Annotated in this window: 22 protein-coding genes; 17 read left to right on the top strand and 5 right to left on the bottom strand. The window is 69.8% G+C overall.

Translation table 11 applies throughout. The features are described 5' to 3' along the window. The first annotated feature begins 50 nt into the window (after positions 1-50). Positions 51-968, top strand: coding sequence for a replication-relaxation family protein (locus tag EHS43_RS02465; protein ID WP_125188888.1), 918 nt, complete (start codon positions 51-53; stop codon positions 966-968). Between the two features lie 59 nt (positions 969-1,027). Next, positions 1,028-1,456, top strand: a complete 429-nt coding sequence (locus tag EHS43_RS02470; protein ID WP_125188889.1) for a hypothetical protein — start codon at positions 1,028-1,030, stop codon at positions 1,454-1,456. 223 nt (positions 1,457-1,679) lie between these two features. Here EHS43_RS02470 and EHS43_RS47355 read toward each other — a convergent pair whose 3' ends face one another. From EHS43_RS47355 to EHS43_RS02485, 3 genes are all read right to left on the bottom strand, one after another. Beyond that, a complete protein-coding gene (locus tag EHS43_RS47355) occupies positions 1,680-2,978 on the bottom strand; it encodes a hypothetical protein (protein ID WP_260470354.1) in 1,299 nt (432 codons plus the stop codon). A 149-nt stretch (positions 2,979-3,127) separates the two neighbouring features. Next, entirely contained in the window at positions 3,128-4,564 is a 1,437-nt protein-coding gene (locus tag EHS43_RS02480; protein WP_125188890.1) for a hypothetical protein, read from the bottom strand. A 546-nt stretch (positions 4,565-5,110) separates the two neighbouring features. Next, positions 5,111-6,100 (bottom strand): hypothetical protein, encoded by a 990-nt coding sequence (locus EHS43_RS02485; protein WP_125188891.1) that lies wholly within the window; start codon positions 6,098-6,100, stop codon positions 5,111-5,113. A gap of 748 nt (positions 6,101-6,848) precedes the next feature. Between EHS43_RS02485 and EHS43_RS02490 the strand changes: the two genes are divergently transcribed. From EHS43_RS02490 to EHS43_RS02505, 4 genes are read left to right on the top strand one after another with little or no spacing between them, the layout of a single operon-like run. Further along, positions 6,849-7,769: a conjugal transfer protein gene (locus EHS43_RS02490; protein WP_260470355.1), complete on the top strand. Its 921-nt coding sequence runs from the start codon at positions 6,849-6,851 to the stop codon at positions 7,767-7,769. Further along, positions 7,766-8,098, top strand: a complete 333-nt coding sequence (locus EHS43_RS02495; RefSeq protein ID WP_125188893.1) for a hypothetical protein — start codon at positions 7,766-7,768, stop codon at positions 8,096-8,098. Before EHS43_RS02490 ends, EHS43_RS02495 begins: the two co-directional genes overlap by 4 nt. After that, positions 8,095-8,667, top strand: a complete 573-nt coding sequence (locus EHS43_RS02500) for a hypothetical protein (RefSeq protein ID WP_125188894.1) — start codon at positions 8,095-8,097, stop codon at positions 8,665-8,667. Before EHS43_RS02495 ends, EHS43_RS02500 begins: the two co-directional genes overlap by 4 nt. Continuing rightward, entirely contained in the window at positions 8,664-11,369 is a 2,706-nt protein-coding gene (locus tag EHS43_RS02505) for an ATP-binding protein (protein ID WP_125188895.1), read from the top strand. Before EHS43_RS02500 ends, EHS43_RS02505 begins: the two co-directional genes overlap by 4 nt. On the opposite strand, the gene EHS43_RS02510 is transcribed toward EHS43_RS02505, so the two are convergent. Next, on the bottom strand, positions 11,353-12,546 hold the full coding sequence (locus EHS43_RS02510) for an IS110 family transposase (RefSeq protein ID WP_185806088.1): 1,194 nt from the start codon (positions 12,544-12,546) through the stop codon (positions 11,353-11,355). The two genes, EHS43_RS02505 and EHS43_RS02510, sit on opposite strands and share 17 nt — an antisense overlap. A gap of 232 nt (positions 12,547-12,778) precedes the next feature. Between EHS43_RS02510 and EHS43_RS02515 the strand changes: the two genes are divergently transcribed. Genes EHS43_RS02515 through EHS43_RS02530 form a run of 4 tightly spaced genes read left to right on the top strand, consistent with a single transcriptional unit; the run spans position 12,779 to position 17,720 of the window. Beyond that, positions 12,779-13,168 (top strand): hypothetical protein, encoded by a 390-nt coding sequence (locus EHS43_RS02515; protein ID WP_125188897.1) that lies wholly within the window; start codon positions 12,779-12,781, stop codon positions 13,166-13,168. Continuing rightward, entirely contained in the window at positions 13,169-15,946 is a 2,778-nt protein-coding gene (locus EHS43_RS02520; protein ID WP_125188898.1) for a YrzE family protein, read from the top strand. Between the two features lie 35 nt (positions 15,947-15,981). Next, positions 15,982-17,094, top strand: coding sequence for an NlpC/P60 family protein (locus tag EHS43_RS02525; protein WP_125188899.1), 1,113 nt, complete (start codon positions 15,982-15,984; stop codon positions 17,092-17,094). 29 nt (positions 17,095-17,123) lie between these two features. Beyond that, on the top strand, positions 17,124-17,720 hold the full coding sequence (locus EHS43_RS02530) for a hypothetical protein (protein ID WP_312023404.1): 597 nt from the start codon (positions 17,124-17,126) through the stop codon (positions 17,718-17,720). 96 nt (positions 17,721-17,816) lie between these two features. On the opposite strand, the gene EHS43_RS02535 is transcribed toward EHS43_RS02530, so the two are convergent. Beyond that, positions 17,817-18,053 (bottom strand): hypothetical protein, encoded by a 237-nt coding sequence (locus EHS43_RS02535; protein ID WP_125188901.1) that lies wholly within the window; start codon positions 18,051-18,053, stop codon positions 17,817-17,819. 407 nt (positions 18,054-18,460) lie between these two features. Here EHS43_RS02535 and EHS43_RS46200 point away from each other — a divergent pair, with 407 nt between their 5' ends. The 7 genes from EHS43_RS46200 to EHS43_RS02570 all read left to right on the top strand — a co-directional run bounded on the left by EHS43_RS46200 (position 18,461) and on the right by EHS43_RS02570 (position 24,869). After that, positions 18,461-18,973: a hypothetical protein gene (locus EHS43_RS46200; RefSeq protein WP_185806089.1), complete on the top strand. Its 513-nt coding sequence runs from the start codon at positions 18,461-18,463 to the stop codon at positions 18,971-18,973. Next, on the top strand, positions 18,931-19,815 hold the full coding sequence (locus EHS43_RS02545; RefSeq protein ID WP_125188923.1) for an ATP/GTP-binding protein: 885 nt from the start codon (positions 18,931-18,933) through the stop codon (positions 19,813-19,815). Before EHS43_RS46200 ends, EHS43_RS02545 begins: the two co-directional genes overlap by 43 nt. 33 nt (positions 19,816-19,848) lie before the next feature. Beyond that, positions 19,849-20,553 carry an SAF domain-containing protein gene (locus EHS43_RS02550; RefSeq protein ID WP_125188903.1) on the top strand — a complete coding sequence of 235 codons (705 nt, stop codon included), beginning with the start codon at positions 19,849-19,851 and terminating at the stop codon, positions 20,551-20,553. Between the two features lie 3 nt (positions 20,554-20,556). Next, positions 20,557-21,459, top strand: a complete 903-nt coding sequence (locus EHS43_RS02555) for a hypothetical protein (RefSeq protein WP_125188904.1) — start codon at positions 20,557-20,559, stop codon at positions 21,457-21,459. 259 nt (positions 21,460-21,718) lie between these two features. Further along, positions 21,719-23,056 carry a CpaF family protein gene (locus EHS43_RS02560; protein WP_185806090.1) on the top strand — a complete coding sequence of 446 codons (1,338 nt, stop codon included), beginning with the start codon at positions 21,719-21,721 and terminating at the stop codon, positions 23,054-23,056. After that, entirely contained in the window at positions 23,053-23,976 is a 924-nt protein-coding gene (locus EHS43_RS02565) for a type II secretion system F family protein (protein ID WP_125188906.1), read from the top strand. Before EHS43_RS02560 ends, EHS43_RS02565 begins: the two co-directional genes overlap by 4 nt. After that, positions 23,973-24,869, top strand: coding sequence for a type II secretion system F family protein (locus EHS43_RS02570; protein WP_125188907.1), 897 nt, complete (start codon positions 23,973-23,975; stop codon positions 24,867-24,869). The genes EHS43_RS02565 and EHS43_RS02570 overlap by 4 nt, the downstream gene beginning before the upstream one ends. The last annotated feature ends 13 nt before the right edge of the window (positions 24,870-24,882 follow it).

Consider the following 24,882-nt stretch of genomic DNA (forward strand, 5'->3'; position numbering starts at 1 on the left):
GCTCAGGACCCCCCGCCGAAGACCGTCCCGCAGAAGAGGGAATTCCACTGATGCCCGCCAAGACGCTCCGACCATCCTCAGAGCCGGCCCCGAGCCCCTCCGAGCCGTTGCGCCATCAGATCCTTGCGGCGCTCGCCCAGCACCGTATCGCCACCACCAGACAACTCCTCCTACTGCTGCGGCCAGAAGCGACTCGCTTCGCGCTCTCCAGCCCTATGAAAACGCTGCGCGAGCAAAACCTGATCGACTACGTCGTCCTGCCGCAGTCCAACCGCACCAGGGCCTGGTTCCTCACCCCCGACGGAGCACATCTCACCCGTGACTGGCCCGCACTGCGCGGCAGGCCTCCGTATCCCATCACCTCAGCCACCGCCGCTTCCCTTCGCACCCCCCACACCCTGACGGTGCTCCGCTCGCACCTGGCTTTCGCCGCTGATGCCCGCCGCCGCGGTGATGAACACGGTCCATGGGACTGGACGCCGGAGGTTTCCCACAACATCGGTGACGGCGAACGCGTCGTGGCTGACGCGGTGTTGCACTACACCGCCATCGAGAGCACAGAACGCCGCAAATTGCGGGCGTTCATCGAGGTTGATCGAGCCACCATGAGCAGCGAGCGCCTCGCCGTGAAGTTGATCGACTACGCGCGATTTTGGTCCTACCAGCCGCAGCCCATTGGCCGGCAGCGCTCCCGCGCCCGTGTACCGGCCCCGGGTCCGACCTGGCTGCGCTGGTACCCCGTTTTTCCACGCATCCTGTTCGTCCTGACCGCAGCCTCCCGGCAGGTCCTCAATGGCCGAAGCAGTGATCTGAAAGCCATGGCCGCACAGCATCCCCTTGTGGCGGCGATGGCACGGCAGGTCCCGCTCGGTGCCGCGATATTGGAGGATCTCGAGGCTGAAGGAGCCACTGGCGACGTATGGATGCCGCTGGGAGGCGGCGAACCTCGTCCGTGGACCGCGCTGTGACGGCGCCGCCCATGCCCTGTTACAAGCACAGCTCGCGACAACGCGGGCGGCGGGATCACATGAGAATCAGCTCCGCCCTGGTCGCGGCCGCGCTGGCTGTCGGACTCGGTCTGGCCGCCACAGCCCCTGCCGGAGCCACGACCGCCGAACCGTCTGGCTCCCTGCCCGTGGTCACGGGAAAGAGCGACAGCGATGTCTCCATCAAACGCGCCTTCACCACATGGGCCACGAACGTGAATGTGCGCCACAACGAAAGCAACTTCGCCACCTGCAACAACTCGCCGTCCGTGGCCAACTGTCCGAACGTCCGGGGACAGGTGAATCCGGGCGACTCCTTCGAGGCATGGTGTCAGAAGATCGGCAGCCAGACTGTCGGCGGCAACCCGTACTGGGTCTACATCGTCCGGCCTGGCTGGTCAGGCTGGATGGCCAGTTACTACGTCGACTACCCGGACAACGTCCTTCCGGACACCCCGTTCTGCGCCTGAGGCACGTATGACCGCGTGAGCTGGGATGCGGTACAGCTCAGCTCAACGGCTTGCCGCGGCTTCCGCCCGAAGCGACGGATGGGCGGAAGCCGCGGGTCGCTCCAAGCACTCAGGGTGCTGCTGCACCGGGCGGTTATGCAGGGGCGAGCGAGCGGGCCGGGCAAGCACCGCCTTCAAATCGACGGACCTCGCGCCGACATCCCAGAAGTTGAGGATCCGCCACTTACGCCTGGTGGAAGTGCGGGGGCAGCAGGCCATCACCCGGCCAGAAGTCCTGCTCGGCTACGAGGACGGCGAGGAACCTGTCGACCTCGGCCAGAACCGCGGCGCGGTCGTTCGGACCGTGGGCGATGAACTCGCCGGCTGCCGCGTCGAAGGCGCGCACGTGACTGTGCGGGCCAGCGCAGATGAGGGCGCGCGCGATCTCGGGGAGGCCGAGGCTGAGGGCGTCGCACTCTCTGGCGTGGACGAGTTGCACGAGATCGGTGGTGACCTTCTCCCAGTCGCCGACCGCCGGCCAGTCAGCACCGCCGTCCAGTTCGTGGGTGAGGGTGGAGAGCGGGATGATCTCGCCCGGGTTGCGTCGCTGCGTGAGGCGGTCGTGAATCCGGGCGCCGTCGGGTTGTTGCACCTGGGGGTGCAGCAGGGAGGCCGCGGCGACCAGGGTGGTGTTGATCTCCTGGGTGCCGTCGCAGGTGTAGTACGGCTCGTGCGCGAAGAGCAGGTAGACGTCGGTGGTGCGGGCTGCGTCCTCGGGCTGGGACTGAGGCATGGGTCGGTATCCCTCCGGCGGTGACGTGTTGGTGTTGGGCGAGGGTGTGGGCCGTGCCGCGGGTTCGAAGCCGGGCGGGAGCGGGCCCAGCGGTCCTTCGCCGGCGCAGGGCTGGCAGGCCTCGGCGGTCGGCGGCTCGGCATGGGTGCGCTCCACGGTCTGGGCGACTTGGTCGGCGAGCTGGACCATCAGCCGTTCCCGGTCGATGAGGCGGGTCCAGACCGAGCGGGTGTCCTCGTTCTGGAGCAGGTCGGCGGCGTCCCACAGCAGGTTCTGGCCGATCTCGGCCGAGCGGCGCAGTTCGTAGCGGTCGCTGTCGGCGGCAGTCTGGACGATGTTGGTGTGCAGGGCGGCGAGCCGCTGGAGATACTGGCAGGCGGCCTCTTCTTCGACGATGCGAGCGTGCTCACGGGCCCGGTCGTCGAGCCGGTCAGGCAGGGCTTCGGCGAGCAGCGGGGCGAGCAGCATCGCCGGAAGGACGACGTCGGCCGGAAGGCCGTGGCTGAGGGCGGACAGCGCGGCGAAGAGGCTGATGATCCCCACGAGGACTGTGGAAAACCGCAGGGATGCGGTGCTTGTGGCGGTCAGCGCGATGCGGTGCGCGGGGTGCCGGGTCAGCCAGCGCAGGGCCAGCCGCTGTGGCAGCGTCGCGCCCGGGGTGAGCACCCCGATCTGTCGAGGGAGGTCAGGCAGGGTGCCGTCGCAGGGCACGGTCCACGTCAGCCATCCCCACCCGGTGCGCTCATGCACGAGCGCGGGCTCACACGTGCCGGTGCACGGGGTGCAGACGCGGCCGGCCAGCAGCGCGCGGGACCATTCTTCCTCCCACCGTCGCGGATCGCGGGCAAAGGGCCGGAGAGGCTGCTGGGGGGCCGTCCGGGGGCTACGGAGCCTGTCCATCATGAAGTGCTCGCTTCCAGAAAGTCGGTCACGGTCAGGGCGGAGGTGCAGGTGGCGCAGCGGCCGCCGCCGTCGGGGTGAGCGCGACGGGGAGTCGGTCCGGGGCAGGTGCGGCACAGCGGCCAGTCGAGGCAGGCCGGGCAGAGGTCTTCACCGGGGGCGGTGCCGGGCCTGCCGCAGCCCGCGCATTCGACGAGCGCCCGGTAGGTGAGCGCCTGGTCGACCGTGCGGGCGGCGGCGGACGACGACGTGGTGGAGGGCTGCGTCGTCCACGAGGCCTCGCCCGGGTCAGAGTCGTCGAAGCGGGCAGCGGGAGGCGGGTAGAGCTGTGCGGAGCGCAGTCGGGCGGCGACGATCGCGTCGACGGAGGTGCGGATCAGGCTCGGCAGCGGGCGGCTGGTGATGACGTGGCGCAGCTGCTCGGAGCTCCAGCCGGCGTCCAGCATCGCGGTCATGACCCGGCCCTGGTCGCACAAGGCCTTCTCCTGCAGCAGCAGTTCGGGGTGGGCCGACCCGATGGACAGCAGCAGCCGGGTGCCCGGATCGAGATCCTGCGGCGCCGGCGTGTCCGCTCGCTGCGGAGGCACAGCAGGGCGGCCGCTCGTGCTGGAGCCGCGGGCGCACGGAGGGACGGAACTGGTCTTCTGCTTGTTGGTCTTCTTACTGATGGTGTTCTTTGTGGGGCGGTCAGCCAACGTAGGGTTATCCAGTCCTGGATAACCCGACTCTGGTTGCGACCTGGTGTTTTGCAGGGCAGGCAGGTCGGTGATGACGTACGTGGCCGTGCCGAGGGTGCCATCGGGATGACGGTCGCGGTCCCGCTGCAGGAATCCGTGCCGCTCGAGCTCCGCCAGCCCGGTCGTCACCGCGTCCACGCCCTCGCGACCCCGGCGGGCCAGGTCTGCGACCGTCATGTGCCAGCCCTCGCGGTGGGTGCTGATCAGTCCGAACAGGCCCTTGGACTTGAAAGACATGCGATGGTCGCGGAACAGGCCGTTGGCGATCTGGGTGAACTGGTCGCCCGCCATCACGCCGCGGCGGATGCCCATGCCGTAATCGCCCCGGCCGTCCGCGGGGGCCGACGGCGCGTGGAGCGCTGTGGCGGCGTCCGCCATGAGGGCGTCGACGAAGGTGGGATGGTCGGTGATGGAGTAGACGGCCTCGCCGAGCGTGCCGGTCGTGCGGCGCAGGCGTTCGCGGATCAGGTAGCCGTGCGTCTCCAGCTCTTTCAGCCCGGTGCGCACCGCGTCCCGTCCGTCGGGTCCGCAGCGGACGAGGCCGGCGACGGTCACCTGCCATCCGTTCTGGTGGGTGCTGATGTAGCCGAAGATGCCTTTAGCCTTGAAGCTGAGGCGGCGGTCGCGGAACAGCCCGTTGGCGATCTGGGTGAACTGGTCGCCCGCCATCAGCCCGCGACGGATCCGTGCTCCGGTCATCGCGCGTCCGCACGTGCGCTGTGTGCGCAGCAGCTGGGGCATCCCGCACCGCTCGCGGAAGCGAGAGGGCCTGTGCCAGCGGTCGAGGGGACGTGCGTGAGATCCATGTAGGCAGCTCACCCGCCGACGCCGACCAAGGCGGCGGCCACAACCCCCGACCAACGATCACGATCCGGCAACACGCACTCTGGGCTGCCGTGGTCGGGGCGTGGTCGGGCCCGACCAGACCAGGACGGTCTCCAGCCGAGGCGTGGGGCACGGCCTCGAGCCGGTGCACCGCCGCATCGTCTACCAGATGAAGAGATGTGGCCCGCTCTTGAATGCAGGTCTCGGGTCTGATTTCTTAGGCCACGCCGACGATGCCGTACTGGGCGAACTGGCCCATCATCTTGCCGATGTCGGGGCCGCCCGAGTCCTCGGTGGCAAATCTGAGCAGCTCAGGGAGCAGCATGGGGACCTCCTCGCGGTGGGTGCGCAGGGAGGCCTGGCGCGGGTCGGGACATGTGAAAGCCCCGGCGGGGGAGCCGGGGCCGACGGATCGCTCCTTCAGGGAGTGTCCGGTGCTGACTTCCTCAACTCCTGAGCCTGAGCGTCGTTCTGGGCCTGGATATCCCGCAACATCGTCATAAGCTCGGTGACCTGGGAATCGAGTCTCGCTTTTTCCATAGCGAGAAGGGGCAGGTCAACGTCCATGACGTCCATCCCGGCCGCGTCCATCTGTTCTATGGTCGGCAGCACCAGCGAGCACAGGCTGCATGCGTAACCGGCGTAAGCCGCACGGCGTTCAGTCCGGCTGGCACGACCCAATTGGTTCGAGGTCAGCAGCACGACCGCGTTCGGGTTCTCGCACCCTGGGCAGGTGACGTGCCCGAAGATGATGAGGCCATCCTCCTCGGTCGGGAACCCGGGAATGCTTCCAAGCCCCGCGTGTTCCTGGAGGAGTTGCACTGCTGAATCAGGGAGCAGCGCAATCCGCTCTGCGAAGCGGTGGCGAGCTTGTTCGATGAGCCGCTTGACGTCGCGTTCCACCCGTTCGAGCTGATCATTGAGCGAGATGTCGATCAGGGACTTCCAGGCTTCCCAGTAGTCGACGGGATCCAGGCCGAGATGGGCAAGCAGTGTGTTCGTCGTGCGGCCGAATGTGGCCAGGACGTCTGCACTGTCCGAGTCGGTGGGCCCGAGGTGGACCACGCCGTTGCGCAGCTCGATCAGTTCGTCCAGTGCTGGATCCTTGGGCAGCCACCCTGCCGACCGTATGCGCGCCAGGGCCGCCGAGGCGCTGACGGTTCGGATCCGCTCGCCGATTGGCCGCAGACCCGCGAAGTGCAGGAGTACCCGGTCGTCCTTGACGGCGCCGGTCTCCATCAACAGTACCGGGTTGGTGTTGGCCAGGGCCGCCTTCAAGAGGCGCTCGATGCTGAGGCCAGCGTGCAGGACGAACACCTCGTCGTCCTGGTCGCGGTGGGCTTGCAGCGCGAGCCCGGCGAACTTCTTGGCCCCGGCAAGCAGACTCTCGAAGGAGAGCGAATCGTCCATGGATGGACGGTAACCGCCCCTGCAACACAGGGCGATGGATTCTAAAACGGCTCGGCCCCAAGGCGAACCACACCCAGGAACTCTCCAAGGCTGGGGCCTTGTTTAGCTCGCAGCGACCCAGATCGACTCGGCTTGGCTGCGATCGGCGGAGCGTTCTCCGGGACGTTCCGTGTGGTGGCTGGCGCGGTCGGCGACGCCGTCTTCGGAGATCCGGGCGCGGATTGAGGCCCCCCACCTTCCGCGGCCCGGCTGCCGACTTGGTCCTGCGGATCGCGTTGAACAACGTCTCGTTCCGGCTGCGCAATCGGTGCGTCGGGCCGACTGCGCACTCGCGCGTGGGCCGTTGCGCAGAGGCTGCGCACCGAGTCGTGGGTCGTGCGCAATCGGCGTGCACGTGTAAGTGCGCAGCCTCCGCCCGGGTGGTCGGGAGCCGGCGCATCCGGTTGCCGCTGCGCGGTCCCCGGGAGGCCCGGGGGCTGGGTGCCCGCGGCTTCTCCCCGCGTTGCGCACTGGGCACCGCCTGCCCCGATCACGTGTGATCCGCTGCGTATCGAGCGGGACTCCACGGGGTGCGAAATGTCGTGGTCGGGTGTGTGGTCGGGGCGACCATGGCGCAGACCACGGGTTTGTGTCCCCTTCGTGATCGTGGTCGGGCCTTCGTGGTCGGTGGTCGGGTCGGGGTCGGCGGGTTGCATCGGGTCAGAAGCAACAACTCGTTCTGACCTGGGAGTTTGGAATGTCTCCTGCCATGCAGGCAGCGGAGGAGCACGCTGCTCCTGCGACCGCTGCGGGGGCTCGGCTGCAGCAGATGCGGCGCCGGGTCCGACTGGGCCGCCTGGGCGTGTGGGCAGCGATGTCGGCCGGCCCCATCGCGCTGGCCGTCGCCGTGGCCACGCCCGCGACCGTGGTCCGTGCCGCCCCCGCGACGAAGCCGACCACCGTGAAGGCGACGGTGTCGGCAAACCCGTCGGGGTACGCGGCGGTGTTCCTCAGCGCGTGGCTGCGCAGCCGTGCAGGCGCCGAGAGCACTGCGCAGGCCCGGCTTGCGCAGTCGATGGCCCCGGATGTCGATCTTCCCGGGACGGCGGATGCGCAGCCTGAGCCGGACTCGGTCGTGGCGGTGCGCAGTGCGCAGCAGACTGGCACGGCGTGGTCGGTGACGGTGGCTGCGCAGTACGCCGACGGCTCGGTGCGCTACTTCGCGGTGCCGGTTGCCGCTGACTCGAGCGGCGCCTCGTTCACCGTGTCCGGTGCTCCTGGGGTGGTGGCCGGCCCGGCCCGTACCAAGGGGGTTCAGTCGCCGTACACGGTGGCCGTCCCGGCGGACAGCGATGTGTCGTCCACGGCTGGGGAGTTCCTGGCCGCGTATCTGGCGGGGGTTGGTGAGGTCGACCGCTACCTCGCGCCTGGCGTGAGTCTGTCGCCCGTCTTGCCCGCTCCGTACCAGACGGTCACGGTCCAGCAGATGCTGGCCGCCGACCAGGGGGCGGTCGCCGAGTCTGTCCCGGCGGACGGAACCCGGGTGCGGGTGGTGGCTGAGGTCGAGGCCCTCGACAGTGCGGGGCGGTGGCCGCTGGCGTACGAGCTGACGCTCAAGGCCCGCTCGGGCCGCTGGGAGGTCACCGGGCTTCAGTCCGGCACCGCGCAGGCGGGGGGTGCCCGGTCATGACCGGTGTGCTGCTCGCCGGGAAGCTCGACGACCTTGGCAACTCGTGGATCAACATGTTCGAGGACTGGGCGACCAAGGGCCTGCAGGCCGGTCTGCTCATGCTCGTGGTCGTCATCATGATCCAAAAGTTCTCGTTGAAGGCCGGGATCGGTGCGCTGATCCTGATGGTGATCGCGCTCGGCCTGTACAACTCGCGCAACAGCCTTGCCGACATGTTCGAGGACGAGGTCAAGAACCCGTCGAAGTCGGCACCCGCTGTCCCCGGCATCGTGCACGGTGAGCCTTCGTCCGTCGGTGCGCACTCCGCAGGCGTCGGGGGTTGGCTGTGAGCGCCGCCGCCACCGCCTCCGTGCGCGTGGGCCGCTTCTACACCTCGGCCCGCCGCCACCCGTGGGTGCTGGGCAAGGTGGCCGACTGGCGTATCCCGCTCGGCCCGTTCACGCCCGCGCAGATCCTCCTGGCCGTCGGCGGCGGCTTTGTTCTGGTCAAGACGATTGCGCTGTGGTCGTGGCTGGGGCCCCTCCCGATCGCCGCCTGGCTGCTGGGCATATGGGCGGTGCGCCGTCCGAAGATCGGTGGGCGCGCACCGCTCCCCGCCGCCCTGGGGTGGCTGCTGCTGATGTGGCAGCCGCGCGGGGGCCGGATCGGCGGTCGCGCGGCCCGCGACCACGGCGCCCGACCCCTGACCGGTGGCTTCGTCATCGAGGGCAACGCCCCGGCCCCGCCGATTGCTTCGGCTTCGCGGCCGCGAGCGGCCGAGCGTACGCAGCGCCGGGAGCCGTCACGGTCGCGGCCGCGGTCGGGCCCTCGCCCGGCGGCCGTCGCCACTCAGCCGGTCCGGCCGGTGTCGGGTGTGCAGCAGTTGCTCGCGCTCGCCAAGCAGGGGGGTGCGCGATGAGGGTGCCGATCCGTCATATCGCCGGGCACCTGGTGTGGTCGACGCACGGCAGTGTGTGGGCCGTCTACCGGCTGCACCCGGGTCCGGACGAGCAGGGCCGCCAGGAGGAGACCGTGCAGGGCACGTATGTGCCGGCCGCCGTTCGGGAGGAACAGCTCGCCAAGATCACTCATCTGGTGCGGTCCCTGACCGGGGCGCCGCGGCTGTTCGGCCTGTGCGCCCGGGTCGATCCGGGGGAGGTCGCGCTGCGCATGATCGAGGGCATCGAGCCCTCCGACACGCTGCCGGGCCAGACGCACCCGTGGGTGGAGAACGTCGAGGCCACGCTGGATCTGCTGGACGGACAGGAGATGCATCGGCGCACCCTGTGGCTGGCGGTCCCGCTCCAGACCGAGGGTGCCGGTCTGCAGATGACTGCGCAGGTGGGCGCGATGTGGGCCGAGATCGCCCCGACGCTGGGCATGCGGCCGACGCCGGTTGCGCGGCGGGAAGTGACCGCGTACCAGGAGCAGGCTGCCCGGGTGGAGGCATCTCTCGCCGGCGGCGCCGCGTTCCGGCCCGCTCGCCCGGCCGAGATCGTGTGGATGGTCCAGCACGCGCTGCACCGCGGTATGGACGAGCCGCTGCTGGCCGAGGCCGAGAGCAGCGAGCTGTTCGGCGGGCAGGTCCGTGAAGGGGTGCTGCACTCCCCCAGCTACGCCGATCTCGGGCAGGTCCGCCTCCAGGAGGGCGGCATCGACCCGGACCTCGACGACGTCAACGAGCTCAAGAGCGCCGACCAGCTCACCCGGTCGGGCCGCAGGGCGTGGTGGCGGGTGAACACCGGCTCGCCGCTGCGCCGGCGGTGGATGCAGATCGAGTCCGACGCCGGCACCGGCTACCAGGCGCAGTTGGCGCTCGCTGAGTGCCCGCCCGCGGTGAGCGCGGATGCCGCCGATCTGTTCGCTCAGCTGGAGACGCTCGATTTTCCCGTCGACTACACCGTCGACCTCACCCTCGTGCCCGCGGAGAAGGCCCGCAATCAGGTGCGGCGCAAGAAGAACGAGTTGATCGACCAGGCCGACCAGTACGACGCTCGGCCCACCGGCATGCCCGCCTCGCTCACGGACGCCGCCCGCGACCTGGGTGAGCTGGACGCCCGCCTGTCGCGCACCTCGGTCGAGGTCGAGGTGCAGTCCGTGACCGTGCTGAGCGTGTGGGGGCCGACCGCGGCGATCTGTGACGCCCGTGCCCGGGCGTTGGCCTCGCTGCTTGGCAGTGCGGACTACCGGGCCGTGCGCCCGGCCGGCCTGCAGGAGGCGCTGTTCCTGCTCGGGCTGCCAGGCACCACGCGGCCGGGGGTGGTGCGGGAGTTCACGCAGCACCAGGTCTCGGAGGACTGGGCGTTGGGCGGTGCCTTCACCACGGCGGAGGTCGGCGACCCCAACGGCATGTTTCTCGGTCTGGACCTGGACTGCGGGACCACCCGTCCCGTCATGATCAACGTGGCGGATGCGCCGAAGCACGACGCCAGCGCCTCCCTGGGCATCGTGGGTGATCTGGGGGCCGGGAAGTCGGTCCTGCAGAAGCTGATCGCGGAGGCGGTGTGGGCGCGTGGCGGCTGCGCGATCTGTATCGACCGCACCCCTGTGCGCGAGTGGGCCGCTTTCGCCCGTACCGCAGCGAAGGGCCGTGTTCAGATCATCGACGCCGCGCGCGCCGAGGTGTCCATCGATCCGTTGCGCATGTTCGACGGGCCCGAGGGCCGGCACTACGCGCTGTCCTACCTGACGCTGCAGCTCGGGATCGGCCCGATGAGCACGAACGGCGAGGTGCTGCATCACGCCGTGGAGAAGGCCGCGGCCAGCGACGCCCCCTCTATGCGCCGCGTGCTGGAGGTCCTGGAGGAGATGGCCACGAGCGAGGTGGGCAAGCGGCAGGACGCGGCGTCCACGCTCGCCGGTCTCGTCCGCGTGGTCGCCACCAACTCGCTGGCAGCGATGGTGTTCGACCCCGCCCTTCCCCCGGTGCGCCTTGACGCCTCCAGCACGTCCGACATGATCGTGATCACGACCGCGGGTCTGAAGCTGCCGCCCAAGGCGGCGTTCGCCAATCCGGAGGTCCTGCACCAGCAGCCGCTGGAGGCCCTGATCGGGCGGGCCGTGCTCTACCTGATCGCGGCGCTGGCCCGGCAGACCGCGTTCGAGGACCCGGAGCGCTTCACCGCGGTGGTCGCGGACGAGTTGTACTGGCTCACCTCCTCTGCGGAGGGCACCGCGCTGATCCACGAGATCCTCCACGACGGCCGCAAGCACGGCGCCGGCCTGCTCGCCGCCTCCCACGACGCTGAGGAGCTCGGTCCCGACCGCGGGCTGATGGCCTACCGGGCGCTCGCCCGCACCGCCGATCGTGAACGCGCCCGCCGCGGCATGGAGTTCGTCGGGCTCGACCCGAACGATCCGGAGCTGCTGCGGCTGGTGACCACTGGCCTGTCCCCCGTCGGGCAGCGCGGCCGCGAAGGGGAGTTCCTGCTGGCCTGCCCGCGGCAGAACACGGGCCGGATCAAGGCCGTCATCCCCCGCATCGACCGGATCACCACCTCCATCACCACCACACCGGGCCACCGGACGAGCGCGAACGCCGCGCACGCCTACGCCTCCAGCACGGCCGATACGGCCCGGCCCAAGGAACTTCCCAACCGTGATGTCAAGCCGCGAGTGTGACGGGAGGTGAAGTGTGGAAACACTCTCCGTCACGGATCATCGCCCACAGAACGTTGAGGCGTCGCGCGAGGGCCAGCAGGGCTTGCTTGTGTCCCTTGCCCTCGCTTCGCTTCCGGTCGTAGTACGCCTTCGAGGCCGGGCAGCACTGCAAGCTGACCATGGCCGACAGGTACATGGTCCTGAGCAGACCGCGGTGGTAGCGCCTGGGCCTGCGGAGGTTGCCGCTGACGCGGCCGGAGTCACGGGGTCTGGGGGCCAGGCCGGCGAAGCCGGCCAAGCGGTCGGAGCTGCCGAAGGCGTCCATGTCGCCGCCAGTTGCGGCGATGAACTCGGCGCCGAGTTTGGCGCCCATGCCGGGCAGGCTCAAGATCACCTCGGCGTGCGGATGCTCGCGAAACCTGGCCTCGATCAGGGCGTCGAGTTCCGCGATCTCCTCATCGAGGGCCATCACCCCCTTCGCGAGACGGGCCACCATGGCGGCGGCCAGTTTCTCGCCGGGCAGCGCGGTGTGCTGGGCCTGCGCCGCCTCCACAACCGTCTTCGCGATCGAGGCAGCACCCCTGACGCTTCGGTTCTTCAGCCAGGTCTCGATCCGTCTGGCGCCCGCGCGGCGGATCGCGGCCGGAGTCTGGTGAGCGGTCAGCAGCAGGACATGGCCCTTGCGGGTCAGGTCGAGCGACCGCTCCAACGCGGGGAAGATCTCCAGCAGTTGAGCACGAAGCCGGTTGATCTGCCGGGTGCGGTCGAACACCAGGTCCAGGCGGCGGGTGGTCAGAGTGCGCAGGTCGACGGCGATCTCGTCGCCGGGCCGCAACAGGCCGATGTCCCGGCGGACCCGGGCCTGGTCGGCGATGACGAAGGCATCCTTCGCATCCGTCTTGCCCTCACCCCGGTAGGTGGCCGAGGCCCGGTGGACCGCCAGACCTGTGAGGTAGGCGACGGGCTGACCGTGGCTGACCAGCAGGCCGATCAGCAGGGCAGCGCCGCCATGGTTGAGGTCGACGGCCCACAGCACATCGCCGGACATCTCCAGCACGTCGCCGATCAGCGCGAGGAGTTCAGTCTCGTCGTTCTGAACCCGGCGGGACAGCAGCCGCTTGCCTTCCGCGTTGATCACGACGCAGTGGTGGTGCGTCTTGCCGATGTCCACTCCGGCCCAGATCTCGGGCACGGTCACCTCCGCCAGCTCGTCTCACATCGATCCCGCAGACGACCTCGCCGACGTTGTCCTACAGCAGCGATCGCAGTCGCATTTCCCAATTGGCGGTCGAGTCGTCGCGGGGCTCCGGGTGGCCAAGTTCCTTAAGCCATCGAGCGGTCTCCCTCATGACAGCCATACCCGGGGCCCCTGGGCCCTCCGATCTTACGAACGACCAGATCAGACCCCCTTGAAAGGTAGGACACCTCTCATGACCACGTCGTCGTTCAGCTCAACCCACGCCCGGCGCCTCGCTCGTGCGGCAAGCACCCTGATCGTGATCGCCCTCCCGACCGCTCTGCTCGCCCTGGTCGTGGGGACGGGGGTGCCCGAGCTGTGGTGGCCGCAGACCGGCAAGGCCTTCGCCGCCGACCAGCCTCATGCAGAACCAGCTCGCCAGGATCCCTGCGATCTGGTCGTGGGCCCGGCCAAGGAGCACTGCGAGCCCGGCCGCACCCCCACCACGACACCGTCAGTCCCCGCCCCTGAAGCACCCCACCGGGGCGCCAGGGCGGCATCGATAGTTGTTCCACCCATGGCGGGCCTGGCCGCCATCGTCGTGTGGCGGCGCCGGCGCTCGGCCGTACATAGGCGGCGCTGAATGTGGCGCCCAGACCGCGGCACGCTCCGCTCGGCCGGTCTCGTCGTCCTGCTCTCCGGAGTGTTCCTTCTGGTCAACAGCCAGGTCGTGTACGCGGCGAGCAGCAGCAGTGAGACCGGGGACCTCCTGGCCCCGCTGAACATCAGCTCCTCCGAGGGTGTGCCGATCAACGGCTACGAGTTGGGCGCGGACGGGGGCTCGATCGTCAGCTTCAAGACGCAGGCCCTCGCCTTCACCCTGTCCGGCCTGTTCACGATCATCCGGCTGTTGGTCGGGCTGGCGGGCTGGGCCATCGAGGTCGCTCTTCGGTTTCCGCTGCTGAAGATCTTGATCGTCCCCGCGCAGAAGGTTGCCGACGCCTACAACAACGTGGTCGTCGACAACCTCGGCATCAAGGGTCTCTTGCTCGCCTGGGCTTTCGTCTTCGCCGGGTTCATGATCGTGCGCGGGCGTCTCGGCCGCGGTCTCGGCGAGATCTTCCTGACTCTGCTGATCGCGGCGTTCGCGGCCTCGACCTTCGTCCGCCCGGACTACCTGCTCACCGAGAACGGGCCGCTGGGCCAGACGCAGCAGGTGGCCGCCGAGGTCGCCCAGGAGAGCGTCAACTCCTACGACTGGGGCGGCAAGATCGCCAGCACCGACCCCTGCGCGGGCATGGCCGGCAACGCTGAACTCCAGTGCCTGGAGCGTGAAGAGGAAGCACCCGTGTCCGCCGCGGACGTGGCCCGCCCTCTGCAGGACTCGATCACCAACGCCTTGGTGGTCAAGCCGTTCATGCTGCTGGAGTACGGGCGCATCCTCGACCCCGCCAAGAAGTCCGACCGCGAGGCCTACGCCGTTCATCTGAAATGGGTCTCGGGCGGATACAAGGCCTATACCGGCGACGGCGATGACGGTGGCGCGGACTGTTCTCTGGTCGCCTCGGCGGCGCGGAAGTACTGCGAGGAGCAGAACGAGAAGCTGAAGAGGGTGAAGCACAACTGCTCGCTGATCAAAGGCCCGGCCAAGGAGATCTGCGAGCAGGACGGCATTTCCAAGGAACTCACCGGCAAGCTGCCCGAGCTGACGCCTGGCGGTGAACTGCTGGACGCCGCCAGCCCGGTGGTGTCCGAAGAGGACCAGGAGTTCGCCGCGTTCCTGGCGGACATGAAGAAGGCCGGGGACGTCGGCAAGGCGTGCGCCGCCTACGCGGAACAGCCCACCTGGTGGCGGGTCGGCGGCGCCTTCCTGCTGCTGATCGCCGCCCTGTTCATCTGCGGCATGCTCCTGTCCAGCGCAATCGTGCTGCTCGGGACACAGGGCGTGTGTGCCGGGGCGGCCGCGGTCGGTGGCGTCACCTTCATCGCGGGCATGCTGCCCGGGCCTGCCCGCCAGTCGGTGTGGAAGTGGCTGTCGATCTGGGGCATCGCCATCATGACCATGGTCGGTGTCTGCGCGTTCGTCCCATTCTTCGGCATCGCCATCGACGCCACCATCACCAACGGGCCCGACCTGATGGTGGAACGCATCCTGCTGATCGACGTGCTGGCCATCGCCGGCGCGGCAGGGCACCGCCGCCTGCTGACCGGGATCACGTCCTTCGGCCATCGGATGGCGATGCGGATGCGGTACGCCAAGGTCGGCGGGACCCATCTGCCCGGCGACACCTCCGAGCTCGGCGCCGCTCTCGCCATGCACTCCCCCGGCGCGATGGGCGGATACGGCGGCGGACTGCGCGCCTTCACCAGCGGCGGGGGCGGCAGGTTCGGGATGCTCGGCACCCGCCAGCGGCTGATGGGTGCCCTCACGTCGCTGGTCGACGGCGCGGGCCTGCCGGTCGACACCGGGCGGATGTTCGCCGATGCCACAGCCGAAGCTGGGCGAGGCCTCGCTCCGCTGGCCGCGGCGGCGGCCGGCGCCGGTCTCGGCGCGCGGCTCGGCGCGAAGGGCACGTACGGGGTGCTCATCGGCCGCCGTCCGGATCGGGAGCAGCTGGCCAAATGGCAAAAGCCCGTCGCCGATGGTGACCCGGGCACCGGCGGGCCCCCGGACGGCGAGGGCTCAGGCGGCATCGGGCCACGCCGGCCAGGAGGGCCGCCCGACCGGTACCGCAACGAGGAGGGCCAGGTCGTCGACCGTGACTCAGGGCAGGTGCTGCACGACCAGCACGCCGACCGCACGCTGCTGTCCACCCGTGCCCACAACCGTCTCGTCCGCTTCCGTGGATACCGCATCGCGAGCCGTGGCGGCCGGGCTGGGTACGGAGCGACTGTCGGGTTGCCAACCAGTGTGCGCCGGGCTCGTGCTGGCGGCTCGCGCTACGCGCACGACGCCCGCCAACAGGTACGGGTATGGGCCAACACGGTGCGTGAGGACGGCCGGGGGTGGACGGAGACAGGCCGGCAGGTAGCGCGCGCAAATCGGGAGAGCGGCGACAACGGCGGGATGGGCCCCTTCACTAGCCGACGCCTGCGGACCCGACCGACATCGACTTCGTCGTCGACCAGGTCGTCCCGCCTCGACCGCACCGGACCGGCCTCGCCGCGCGCAGGTGCGCCTACGGAGCCCAGCTCGACTCTGGGACCGGCGACACGGTTCGGGGGCAGTCCGCGCACGCGTCCGAGTCCGGAACCGGATGCCCCGGGCGGAACGACGAGCAGCAGCGGCCGTAGTGAAGGGCCTGAGCTGATGCGTGAGGTCATGCGCCGAAGCGCAGCTAATGCAGAACGCGCGCGCCAGGCCGAGGCCTTGCGGGAGATGCGAGAGCGGTGGGGCAACGAGGGCGGTGAGGACGAGTGAGCGCGTCCCGGCGCCGGTTCGGCCGGTGGGGGTGCATGGTGGTGCTGTTGCTGCTGGCTGCGGTGTGCTGCGCCGCACCGGTGGGAAACGCGATCAGCGCGTACGTCGCCCTCAAGGCGGGTGCGCAGGAGGACGGCGGGATCGCTGAAGGCGGCACGGCGGCGGACATCCCACCGCGCATGCTCACCGCCTACAAGAAGGCGGTCCAGCAGGTCGGCAAGCACGTCCCCACGTGCCGGGGCATGCGCTGGCCGGTCCTCGCGGGGATCGCCAGGGTCGAGTCCAACCATGCCGTCGGGCGCAACATCGCCACCAACGGGGACATCCGCCCACGGATCTACGGAGTGCTCCTCAACGGGTCCGGCGCCGGCGGCAACATGACCTCCTTCCGGGACACCGACGGCGGAAGGTGGGACAGCACGTCTCAAGGCGAGCGGGCGGTGGGCCCCTTCCAATTCCTGCCCTCCACCTGGGACGATGTCGGCGAAGACGCCAATGGTGACGGAAGGGCGGACCCACACAACGCGGACGACGCCGCGCTCGGCGCCGCGATCTACCTGTGTGGCAAGGGCCGTGACCTGACCCAGCGTGGCCAGCTCACGGCGGCGATCCTGCAGTACAACCAGTCGGGCACGTACGTCTCGAACGTGCTGGGCTGGATCGACCAGTACACGGCGGCCGCCAAAGACCCGGGCCTGAAGAACGTCACGGGCACGGTGCGCACCGTCATCGAGGCCGCGCTCTCCCAGCGAGGTGTCCCCTACTCGTGGGGCGGCGGCAAAGCGACAGGCGCCTCCTACGGGATCTGCTGCTCGCCGAGCGGCAAGAGCGGCACAACCATCAAGGGCTTCGACTGTTCCGGGCTGACGCAGTACGCGTACGCGAGAGCCGGGATCCGTCTGCCACGCCTGGCGGCCGACCAGGCCAGTGTGGGAAAGCGGATCCCCGCGGCGCTTGGCACGTTCGCGCTCAGGCCGGGCGACTTGATCTTCTTCGCGTACGTCCCCGGCCGCGACTCCAGCATCTATCACGTCGGCATCTACGCCGGCAGTGGACAGATGATCAACGCCCCCCGCCCGGGCACCGTGGTGCGCCTCGACGCGGTTGACGCCATGTCGGGATACGCGGGAGGGGCCCGTCTGCTATGACCGCCGCCCCACGATCTCCCGGCCTGCTCGTGATCACCACCGTCGTCCTGGCCGTTGTCGGGGGCGTGCTCCTGGCCGTGCCGCACGGCCAGGACACGAAGGTCACGAAGAAGCCGTCCAAGGCGACTGCGTCGGCCGCTGCGCCGGCCCGCCCTTCGGCCGCTCCGGGTGAGCCGACGGACGGACCGCACGCAACCGCGACGGCACCGTCCGCGCGTGCCTCCGCGCTGCCGCCGCACGGCGAAGGCGCGGCTGGTGACCCTGCCATCCAGCAGGTACTGGAAAGTTCCTGGCCCGCCGACCTACCCCTCGATGACGAGCGCCAGTTGCTTACCAACGGCCGGGCCCTGCTGCGCGCGGACGCCACCGGTCTCGGCCGCGCCAAGTGGCCAGCTGTGTTCGGCGACTCCGGGCAAGCGGTGGCTCCGGCCTTCGCCTCCACCCATTTCCGGATCCAGGCCGCGATCGCCCGCCGCGACGGCGGCCTCACGAAGTCGGTCGTGCACCTGGTGTGGGCGGGCACCGACCGCGGCGGCACCTATGCGGACGGCCGCATCACCGAACTGTTCTTCACCCGGATCATCAAGAGGGGAAAGCCAACCTGGGCTCCGCAGCCTCGTATCTGACGGACCAGAACTCCGAGGGGCCCTTCGGTCAGGCACTCGGTCTGATCACCGGACTCGTCGTAGCCGTCGACGGTCGATATCCACGAAATCGTGGCATCAGGGGCGGCGCTCACGACGGGCGATCCAGAAGCCGCTGATGCGGCGGGCGGCCTCAAACTCGCGGCGGAAGCGTTCCCGTGCTCCGGATTCGGTGGCCTGGTCGGCAGGGAGTGTCTTGACCGCGACCCGGCGGCCGCCGGGCGACTGGGCGAGGTAGACAGTGCCCATGCCGCCGGCGCCGAGGCGCTCCAGGACGAGGAAGGGCCCCAACCGTTCAGGGGTTCCCGTGCTCACTGCGGAGTCCTCCTTGTGGGCCATTGTCGGTTGCCGGGTATGGCGGCCCTATCAAAGTACCTGCAGAACCAGGTTGGTTCGCAGAAGTAGTGGTAGAAGCGCTAGCTCGAATAACTCGAAATCCCTTTTCTGCTGTGACCGTTTACGTCCCGAGTTGTACGGGTGAACTCATTTTTCGTGCTGTGAAATTGACTGGCATATGCGTAATCTTGCGGCTGCGCGAGCGCATTACCGCAGCTTGGATCAGGCCGCGGCTGTGGACTGCCGATCGGGGCATCTGGGGCAGCGGTCTGCCGCACCGCTTCGTACGGGGAGATCACGTGACACGAGCACAACGTCGCCCACCTGGGGTCACCGCTGTTCGCATCCGAAACCACGCAACTGCTTTGCTCATCGCGGGAAGTCTGGTGTCACTGGCCAGCTGCAGCGCCAACGGCCCCAAGGCCTCGCCCTCCGACCCCAGCACGACTCCCAGCACCGGGCAGCCCGCCTCTCCCGGTTCCACGGCTGATCCAGAGCGGGCCGCGATTCTCGCCGCCTACACCCAGTCCTGGCAGTCCCGGGCCAAGGCCTACGCCAAGGCATCGTCCGCTGGAACGGACCTGCGGAAGACCACCACGTTGCGGGCCCTTGGGGGCATCGAGCAGGACCTGAAGGCCATGCGGGAGGCCGGGCAAGTGACGACCGGGTTGCCGGTCATTCACCCCAGGGATCCCGAGGTGACCGCCGGGGAGATCCCCAAGGCCACCCTTACGGACTGCGTCGACACCACAAATTGGACGCTGATCGACAAGGCCACGAAGAAGAAGGTCCCGCTGCCGTCGACACGGCTCGTGAAATACGTCAGCACCGCAAAGCTTCAGAAGTGGGGGACGAAGTGGATGGTCACCGAGTTGACGCCTCAAGACCAGACCTGCTGATCCGGCGATCCGCCGTATTCGGTTCCGCTCTCATCCTGGCAGCCGCGGGCACCGCCCAGGCCGGCGACGACCCCAAGGTCGGTGCGGGCAAGTGCAAGGTCGTCATGTTCTGCGTCGGGGTGAGCACCGATGGGAAGTCCGGCGGGGAAAGGCCGCAGACGGGCTCCCAGGACGGCGGCGGCAGCGATTTGAAGTGCGGGTACACGAAGATCGACCCGAAGCCGCCGGCCAGTGCGAAGGAGCTCTGGAAGGGGGCCGATCCGAAGAAGAACGATCTGTACTTCTATTCGTGTTCGGACGGCGGCCAGAACAACCCCGACGGGTTCGTCGCCGTTCCCACCGGCCAGCAGCCTCGGCAGCAGGCCAATCCTGAGGAGTTGGCGCAGCAGGCCGTCGACTCCATGACGCTGCTGGGCCCCGCCATCCACATCAACCCGAAGCCGGGTGGCCAGGGCCTGGTCGGCATGCCGGTCTGGATGGCTGTCGACCAGTCGCCAACGACATGGGGACCCAACACGGCGACCGCGTCGGCCGGCGGAGTCACCGTAACCGCCACAGCGAAAGTGTCGAAGATCGTGTGGTCGATGGGGGACGGCTCCACGGTCACCTGCACGACGCCCGGCACCGTCTACCAGAAGTCGTACGGGCTGAGGAAGTCGCCGGACTGCGGTCACGTGTACACCGAGCCGTCGACCGCCGTGTCGGGCGGCACGTACAAGGTCACCGCGACTTCGACCTGGGTCATCGACTGGAACGGCGGCGGGACCAATGGCCAGCTGACCGAGGTCCGCAACTCTTCCGTGGCGGTGACCATCGTCGAGTCGCAGGCCGTCAACTCCTGAATGCCGCACGAGATCGAAGGGCCAGCCAGGCCGATGGACAGCACCCAGACCTCCTTTGCGCCGCGAAGCGACGACCCGCGGCAGCCCGACCTGCCCGTCAGCACCGGCACGAAGAAATCAGGCCGTACCTGGTCGGTACCTGTTCTGCTGCTGCTGGTCACGCTGATCGGAGCGCTCGGCGGCGCGGTCGTCGTGGCGCGGGCCGGGGATCGCACCGATGTCCTCGCCGTCGCACGGGATGTCCCGGTCGGCCAGCAGGTCACCGGGCAGGACGTGAAGGTCGTGTCGTTCGCCGACGATCCCGGCCTGTCCCCGATCCCTGCTGCCGACCGGGCTTCGATCGTGGGCCAGCGCGCGGCAGTTGACCTGCACCCCGGGGACCTGCTCACCCGATCGCAACTGAGCGCGCGCGGCGGACTGGGAGACACCGAGCAGGTGGTCGGGGTCGAGCTCAAGCGGGGCTACGTGCCCCGCGACGAGCTGCGGCCGGGCGACAAGGTGGCCGCCGTCGTCCTTCCCGCCCAGGCAGCGGACACCGCTTCCACCGGCACCGGGTCCTCGGGCAGTGCCACCCCGGCCACGATCGACGCGACGGTGAAGTCGGTCGGTACCCCGGACTCCACCGGCGCTCTGGTCGTGAACCTGGTGGTGGCGCCCGCGGACGGGCCGTTGCTGGCGACGAAGGCCGCGGCCAAGCAGATCGCGCTCGTTCGGCAGCCCCGCCAGAGTGGGAGCTGACCCGTGGCTCTGATCGCTTTGGTGTCCGCGAAGTCGGACGGCGTGACCACCTCGGCGGCGGCGCTGGCCCTGGCCAGCCGCAGGCCGGTGCTGCTCGCCGAACTCGACATGACCGGCGGTACATTGCGCCACGGCCTGTTGCGTGACGTTCCACGCGGTGAACATCACCAGCGGCTGGACGGGAACATCGGGCTGCACCGGCTGCCGCAGGCCGACTGGGAACGTGCCAGCACCTCGCAGGACTTCACCCCGCAGGTCGCCCAGCACCTGTGGCCGCTGGACGACAGCGACTACCGGGTCGCGCTGCCCGGGCTGATCGATCCGCGGCAGGCCGCCTCTCTGACGTCGACCTGGCCGACGCTGCTGAACGTGCTGCAGCTGACGGACCAGCAACTGCGCTGGGACGTCCTGGTCGACGGCGGGCGGATCGTCCTCGAGGGCGGGCGCCTGCACCCGGTGCTCTCACCCGCGCCGGTGCTGCGAGAGGCCGACGTGGTGCTGCTGGTGGTTCGCATGAGTGAGGAGTCCCAGGCCCTCGCCTACCCGATGGTGCGCGCGCTCCAGGACGATCTCGCCACGCATGGGTCCGGCGCCCGGGCCCTGGGGCTGCTCGTCCTCGGTGAGGGCTACCGGCCCGCCGACATCGCCCGGGGCCTGGACGCGGAGGTCCTGGCCACCCTCCCGTGGGATGAGTCGGCCGCCGCCTATCTGCGTACCGGTGGGCGGATGCCGCGTGGGGTGACGCGCTCCCGGCTGATGCGCGCCGCACGCGACACGATGGCGCCGCTGCGGGAGCACGCCGACCGCAGGCGCCTGCACCTGCAGATGCGGCAGGTCCGTGCGGCCACCCCGGCCGTGGAGCGGATTGTCCAGCAGCTCGCCCAGCGGGGGGTGCGCCATGGCTGACTGGCGCACCCCGAACGGCGCCAACGGGCAGAACGTTGCCACCCGGCTGGGGGGCCTGCTGTCCGAGCACTCCGCGTCCCGCCCCTCCGCACACCCTGCACCACCTGCCACCGGACCGGGGCCTGCCCCCTCAGCACCTCCTGCCACGCCGCCCCCCGGCCACCCGGCTCTGGTGCCGCCCGGCGTGGGGCCTGCCGACCTGGGCGCGGCAGCGACCTTGCCCGGGGCGCTTGCTGTGCCGTGGGGGGAGATAACGGCGGTGCGGCAGCAGGTCGCCGACGACGTCGACCAGGTCAAGAAGGAGCGGCGTCAGGCCGGCGCGCCGCTCGGCGAGAAGGATCTGGAGGAAGTGGTCCGTGCCCGGGTGCGTTCCCGGGTCGCTCAGTGGGCTCAGGGGTGGTCTCTGACGAATGCGCCGTTGTCGGGCGAGGAGCTGGAGCGGGTCCGTACCGAGGTCTTCAACCTGATTTTCCTGGCGGGTGCGCTGCAGCGGGTCTTGGACCGGCCGGGCGTGGAGGACGTCCTGGTCGACGGCGACTGGATGTACATCGACTCCCACGGCACGCCGCGCGAGCGGGTCCGCTCCCCATTCTCCAGCAGGTCACAGGCCGTCGAGTGGGTCAATCAGATGGCCGCGACGTCCGGGCACGGCGAGCGGCTGCTGTCGTACGCCACCGGCAAGGTCGAGTTCGACCTGCCGGACGGCTCCCGTGTGGCTGCCACGCTCCTCACCGACGACGTGACGATCGCGATCCGCCGGCACGTGGCGGAAGCGGCCACCCTGGCTGATCTGGAGGCGTGGGGCACCGTCGACACGATCCTCGCCTCGTTCCTGTCGGCGGCGGTGAAAGCCGGCCTGTCCATCATCATCGCGGGCGACATGGCCACGGGTAAGACCACGTTGATGCGGGCCCTGGGCCGTGAAGTGCCCGCGCACGAACGCCTCGCGACGCTGGAGGGCGAACCCGAGCTGCGGCTGAACCATGACGACCCCGGCCGGCACGCGCACGTGCTGGCCTTCCGGACCCGGGAAGGCAACGGCGAGCGGGATGCCACCGGTCGTATCACGCTCGCTGACCTGGTGCCCGTCTCCCTGCGCTACAAGGCAACGAGGGTCATGGTTGGCGAGGTCCGCGGCGATGAGGCCGTCGCCATGCTGGAGGCGATGATCGCGGGTGGTGCGGGCTCGATGTGCACCCTGCACGCGAAGGACCCCGAGGCCGTGATCGACCGGCTGATGGTGCCGCTGGCGAGGGCCGGGCTCAGCGATCAAGCTTCCTACCGGCTCATCGCGGCCGCCGTCGATCTCATCGTGTACGTGGACGCGATCGACGAGACCGACCGGGGCGGCCAGGTGCACCGGTTCGTCTCGCACGTATGGGAGACGGCCGGCCGCAGCGAGGGGGGCGGGGTGGCGTTGGCGCAGCTCTTCGCGCCCCGCGAAGACCAGGGCGAGGTGCGGGCCATGCCCACCCGTACACCGATGAACGAGCGCCGGATGCGCAAGCTGGAACGCAAGGGCTTTTACCGGCGCTGGCTGGTCGACTACCCGAACGGCCAGTGGCGGCCGCTGCGTCGGGCGGGAGGTGCCGCGTGACGCAGTCGTATCTGTCCGCGCTCGGCATGCTCGCTGGCGCGGTGGTGGTCCTCGGCCTGACCGGGGTCGTCGCCGCACTGCGCGGCTGGCAGCCGGCCGTGCGCGGTGTGCGGGCCGGACGGGTGCGGGGCCGGCTGGTGCGGGCGGTTGCGGAACTGCCGCCCGGCTGGCGGGACAACTACCGGCTGCTGCTGGCCGGAGCCGCGGGTGTGGGAGTTTTGATGTGGGCGGTCACCGGGTGGCCGGTGCACGGGCTGCTCGCGTTCGCGACGGTGGCCGGGCTGCCGTTCGTGCTCTACCCGGGCGGTTCCGGCCGCACCGAGGTGGCGCGGCTGGAGGCGATCGCGGAGTGGCTGCAGCAGCTCGCCAGTGTGCGGGCCGGCGGCAAGCCGCTGGAGTCGACGATCGTGGAACTGGACACGGTTCCGGCGCTGTTGGAGGGCCCGGTGAGTCGGCTGGCTGACCGGCTGAGCTCCGGGCTGCCCGCGCGGTGGGCCTACAGGGGGCTTGCCGACGACCTTGCCAGCCGCATCGGGGACGACCTCGCCCAGCTGTTCATGGACCATGTCACCAGCCGCGGCCCGGGACTTGCGCGCGCGTTGTCCGCGCAGGCTGCTCTGGTCGCGCGGCAGGCAGCTGATCTGCGGGACATCGACGCCGAGCGTGCGAAGGCCCGCTCGGAGGCCCGGCGGGTGTCCCTGTTCGCGATCGCCGTGGTCGCGGTGATCCTCGTCAACGGCAGCTATGCCGAACCGTTCGCGACCCCGATCGGTCAGGTCGGGCTGCTGGTGCTGGGCGCCTTGTTCGTCGCGTCGTTGCTGTGGCTGCGGCGGATGGCCGTGATGGAGGAGGAGCCGCGCACCCTGCTCACCGCCGAGGAACGCGCACGCGAGCAGGAGAAGGAGAGTGCGGCCCTGTGAGCCTGTCCGTGCCCGGCATGCTGCTGGGCTCCCTGACCACGCTCGGCGGCACGCTCGCGGTGCGCAGCCTGCTGCCCCAGCGGACCCCGCTCGATCAGGTCCTGCGCCGCACCCACGCCCCCGCACCACGCAGCGCGTCTATACCCTCGGCGAAGGGCCCCGCGCGGTGGGCGGACCGGGTCGGGGCCCGGCTGATGGAGACCGACGCGTTCGTAACCCGGCTGCCCGCCCGGGACCTGAACCTGCTGGAGATGGCGCCCGCCTCGCTGCTGGGCCGCTGCGTCCTGTATGCGCTGGGCGGGTTCCTCATCCCGCAGTGGATCACTCTCCTGTTGCGGTTGGGCGGCCTGACGCTGCCGTTCGTCGTCCCGGCGGCCGCCGGGCTCGGTGTCGCGCTGTTCATGGTGTTCAAGTGCCTGGACGACGTCCGGGGCAAAGCCACCGGCGCCCGCCTGGAGTACCGCTACTACATCGCCTCGGTCCTGGAGCGGGTCGCTCTGGCCCGCAACTCCGATGCCGGCGCGGCCGAGGCCCTCGCCCGGGCCGTGGAGTCGGGGGACGGACGTGCCGCCGTGCGGATCCGGGACACCGTCGAGCACGCCCAGCTGGCCGGGGTCAGCCCCTGGGATGCGCTCGGCGGGCTCGGCAGCGAACTCGGCGTGCCCGACATCGCCCGCCTGTCCGCCAGCCTGTCGCTCGCGGGTGAGGAACAGGCCGCCGTCTACGACCAGTTGGAGGCCCAGGCCGAGGTCGTGCGGCGGGGTCTGCTCTCGGATCGCAAGGAACAGGCGAACGTGGCCACCGAGAAGATGCATGTGCCGTCGCTGGCGATCGTCTTCCTGATGGCCGTCTTCCTGCTGGCACCGGCCCTCGTCCGCATCCTGGCGCTCTGACCCGCCCGCACGG

It is taken from the genome of Streptomyces sp. RP5T, assembly GCF_003933965.1.
Classification (GTDB): Bacteria; Actinomycetota; Actinomycetes; order Streptomycetales; family Streptomycetaceae; genus Streptomyces.

What these genes read in the sequence shown, in the direction of transcription:
- EHS43_RS02465 (WP_125188888.1), top strand. Translation starts at nt 51, where the DNA reads ATGCCCGCCAAGACGCTCCGACCATCCTCAGAGCCGGCCCCGAGCCCC.
- EHS43_RS02470 (WP_125188889.1), top strand. Translation starts at nt 1,028, where the DNA reads ATGAGAATCAGCTCCGCCCTGGTCGCGGCCGCGCTGGCTGTCGGACTC.
- EHS43_RS02480 (WP_125188890.1), bottom strand. Translation starts at nt 4,564, where the DNA reads ATGACCGGAGCACGGATCCGTCGCGGGCTGATGGCGGGCGACCAGTTC.
- EHS43_RS02485 (WP_125188891.1), bottom strand. Translation starts at nt 6,100, where the DNA reads ATGGACGATTCGCTCTCCTTCGAGAGTCTGCTTGCCGGGGCCAAGAAG.
- EHS43_RS02490 (WP_260470355.1), top strand. Translation starts at nt 6,849, where the DNA reads ATGCAGGCAGCGGAGGAGCACGCTGCTCCTGCGACCGCTGCGGGGGCT.
- EHS43_RS02495 (WP_125188893.1), top strand. Translation starts at nt 7,766, where the DNA reads ATGACCGGTGTGCTGCTCGCCGGGAAGCTCGACGACCTTGGCAACTCG.
- EHS43_RS02505 (WP_125188895.1), top strand. Translation starts at nt 8,664, where the DNA reads ATGAGGGTGCCGATCCGTCATATCGCCGGGCACCTGGTGTGGTCGACG.
- EHS43_RS02515 (WP_125188897.1), top strand. Translation starts at nt 12,779, where the DNA reads ATGACCACGTCGTCGTTCAGCTCAACCCACGCCCGGCGCCTCGCTCGT.
- EHS43_RS02520 (WP_125188898.1), top strand. Translation starts at nt 13,169, where the DNA reads ATGTGGCGCCCAGACCGCGGCACGCTCCGCTCGGCCGGTCTCGTCGTC.
- EHS43_RS02525 (WP_125188899.1), top strand. Translation starts at nt 15,982, where the DNA reads ATGGTGGTGCTGTTGCTGCTGGCTGCGGTGTGCTGCGCCGCACCGGTG.
- EHS43_RS02550 (WP_125188903.1), top strand. Translation starts at nt 19,849, where the DNA reads ATGGACAGCACCCAGACCTCCTTTGCGCCGCGAAGCGACGACCCGCGG.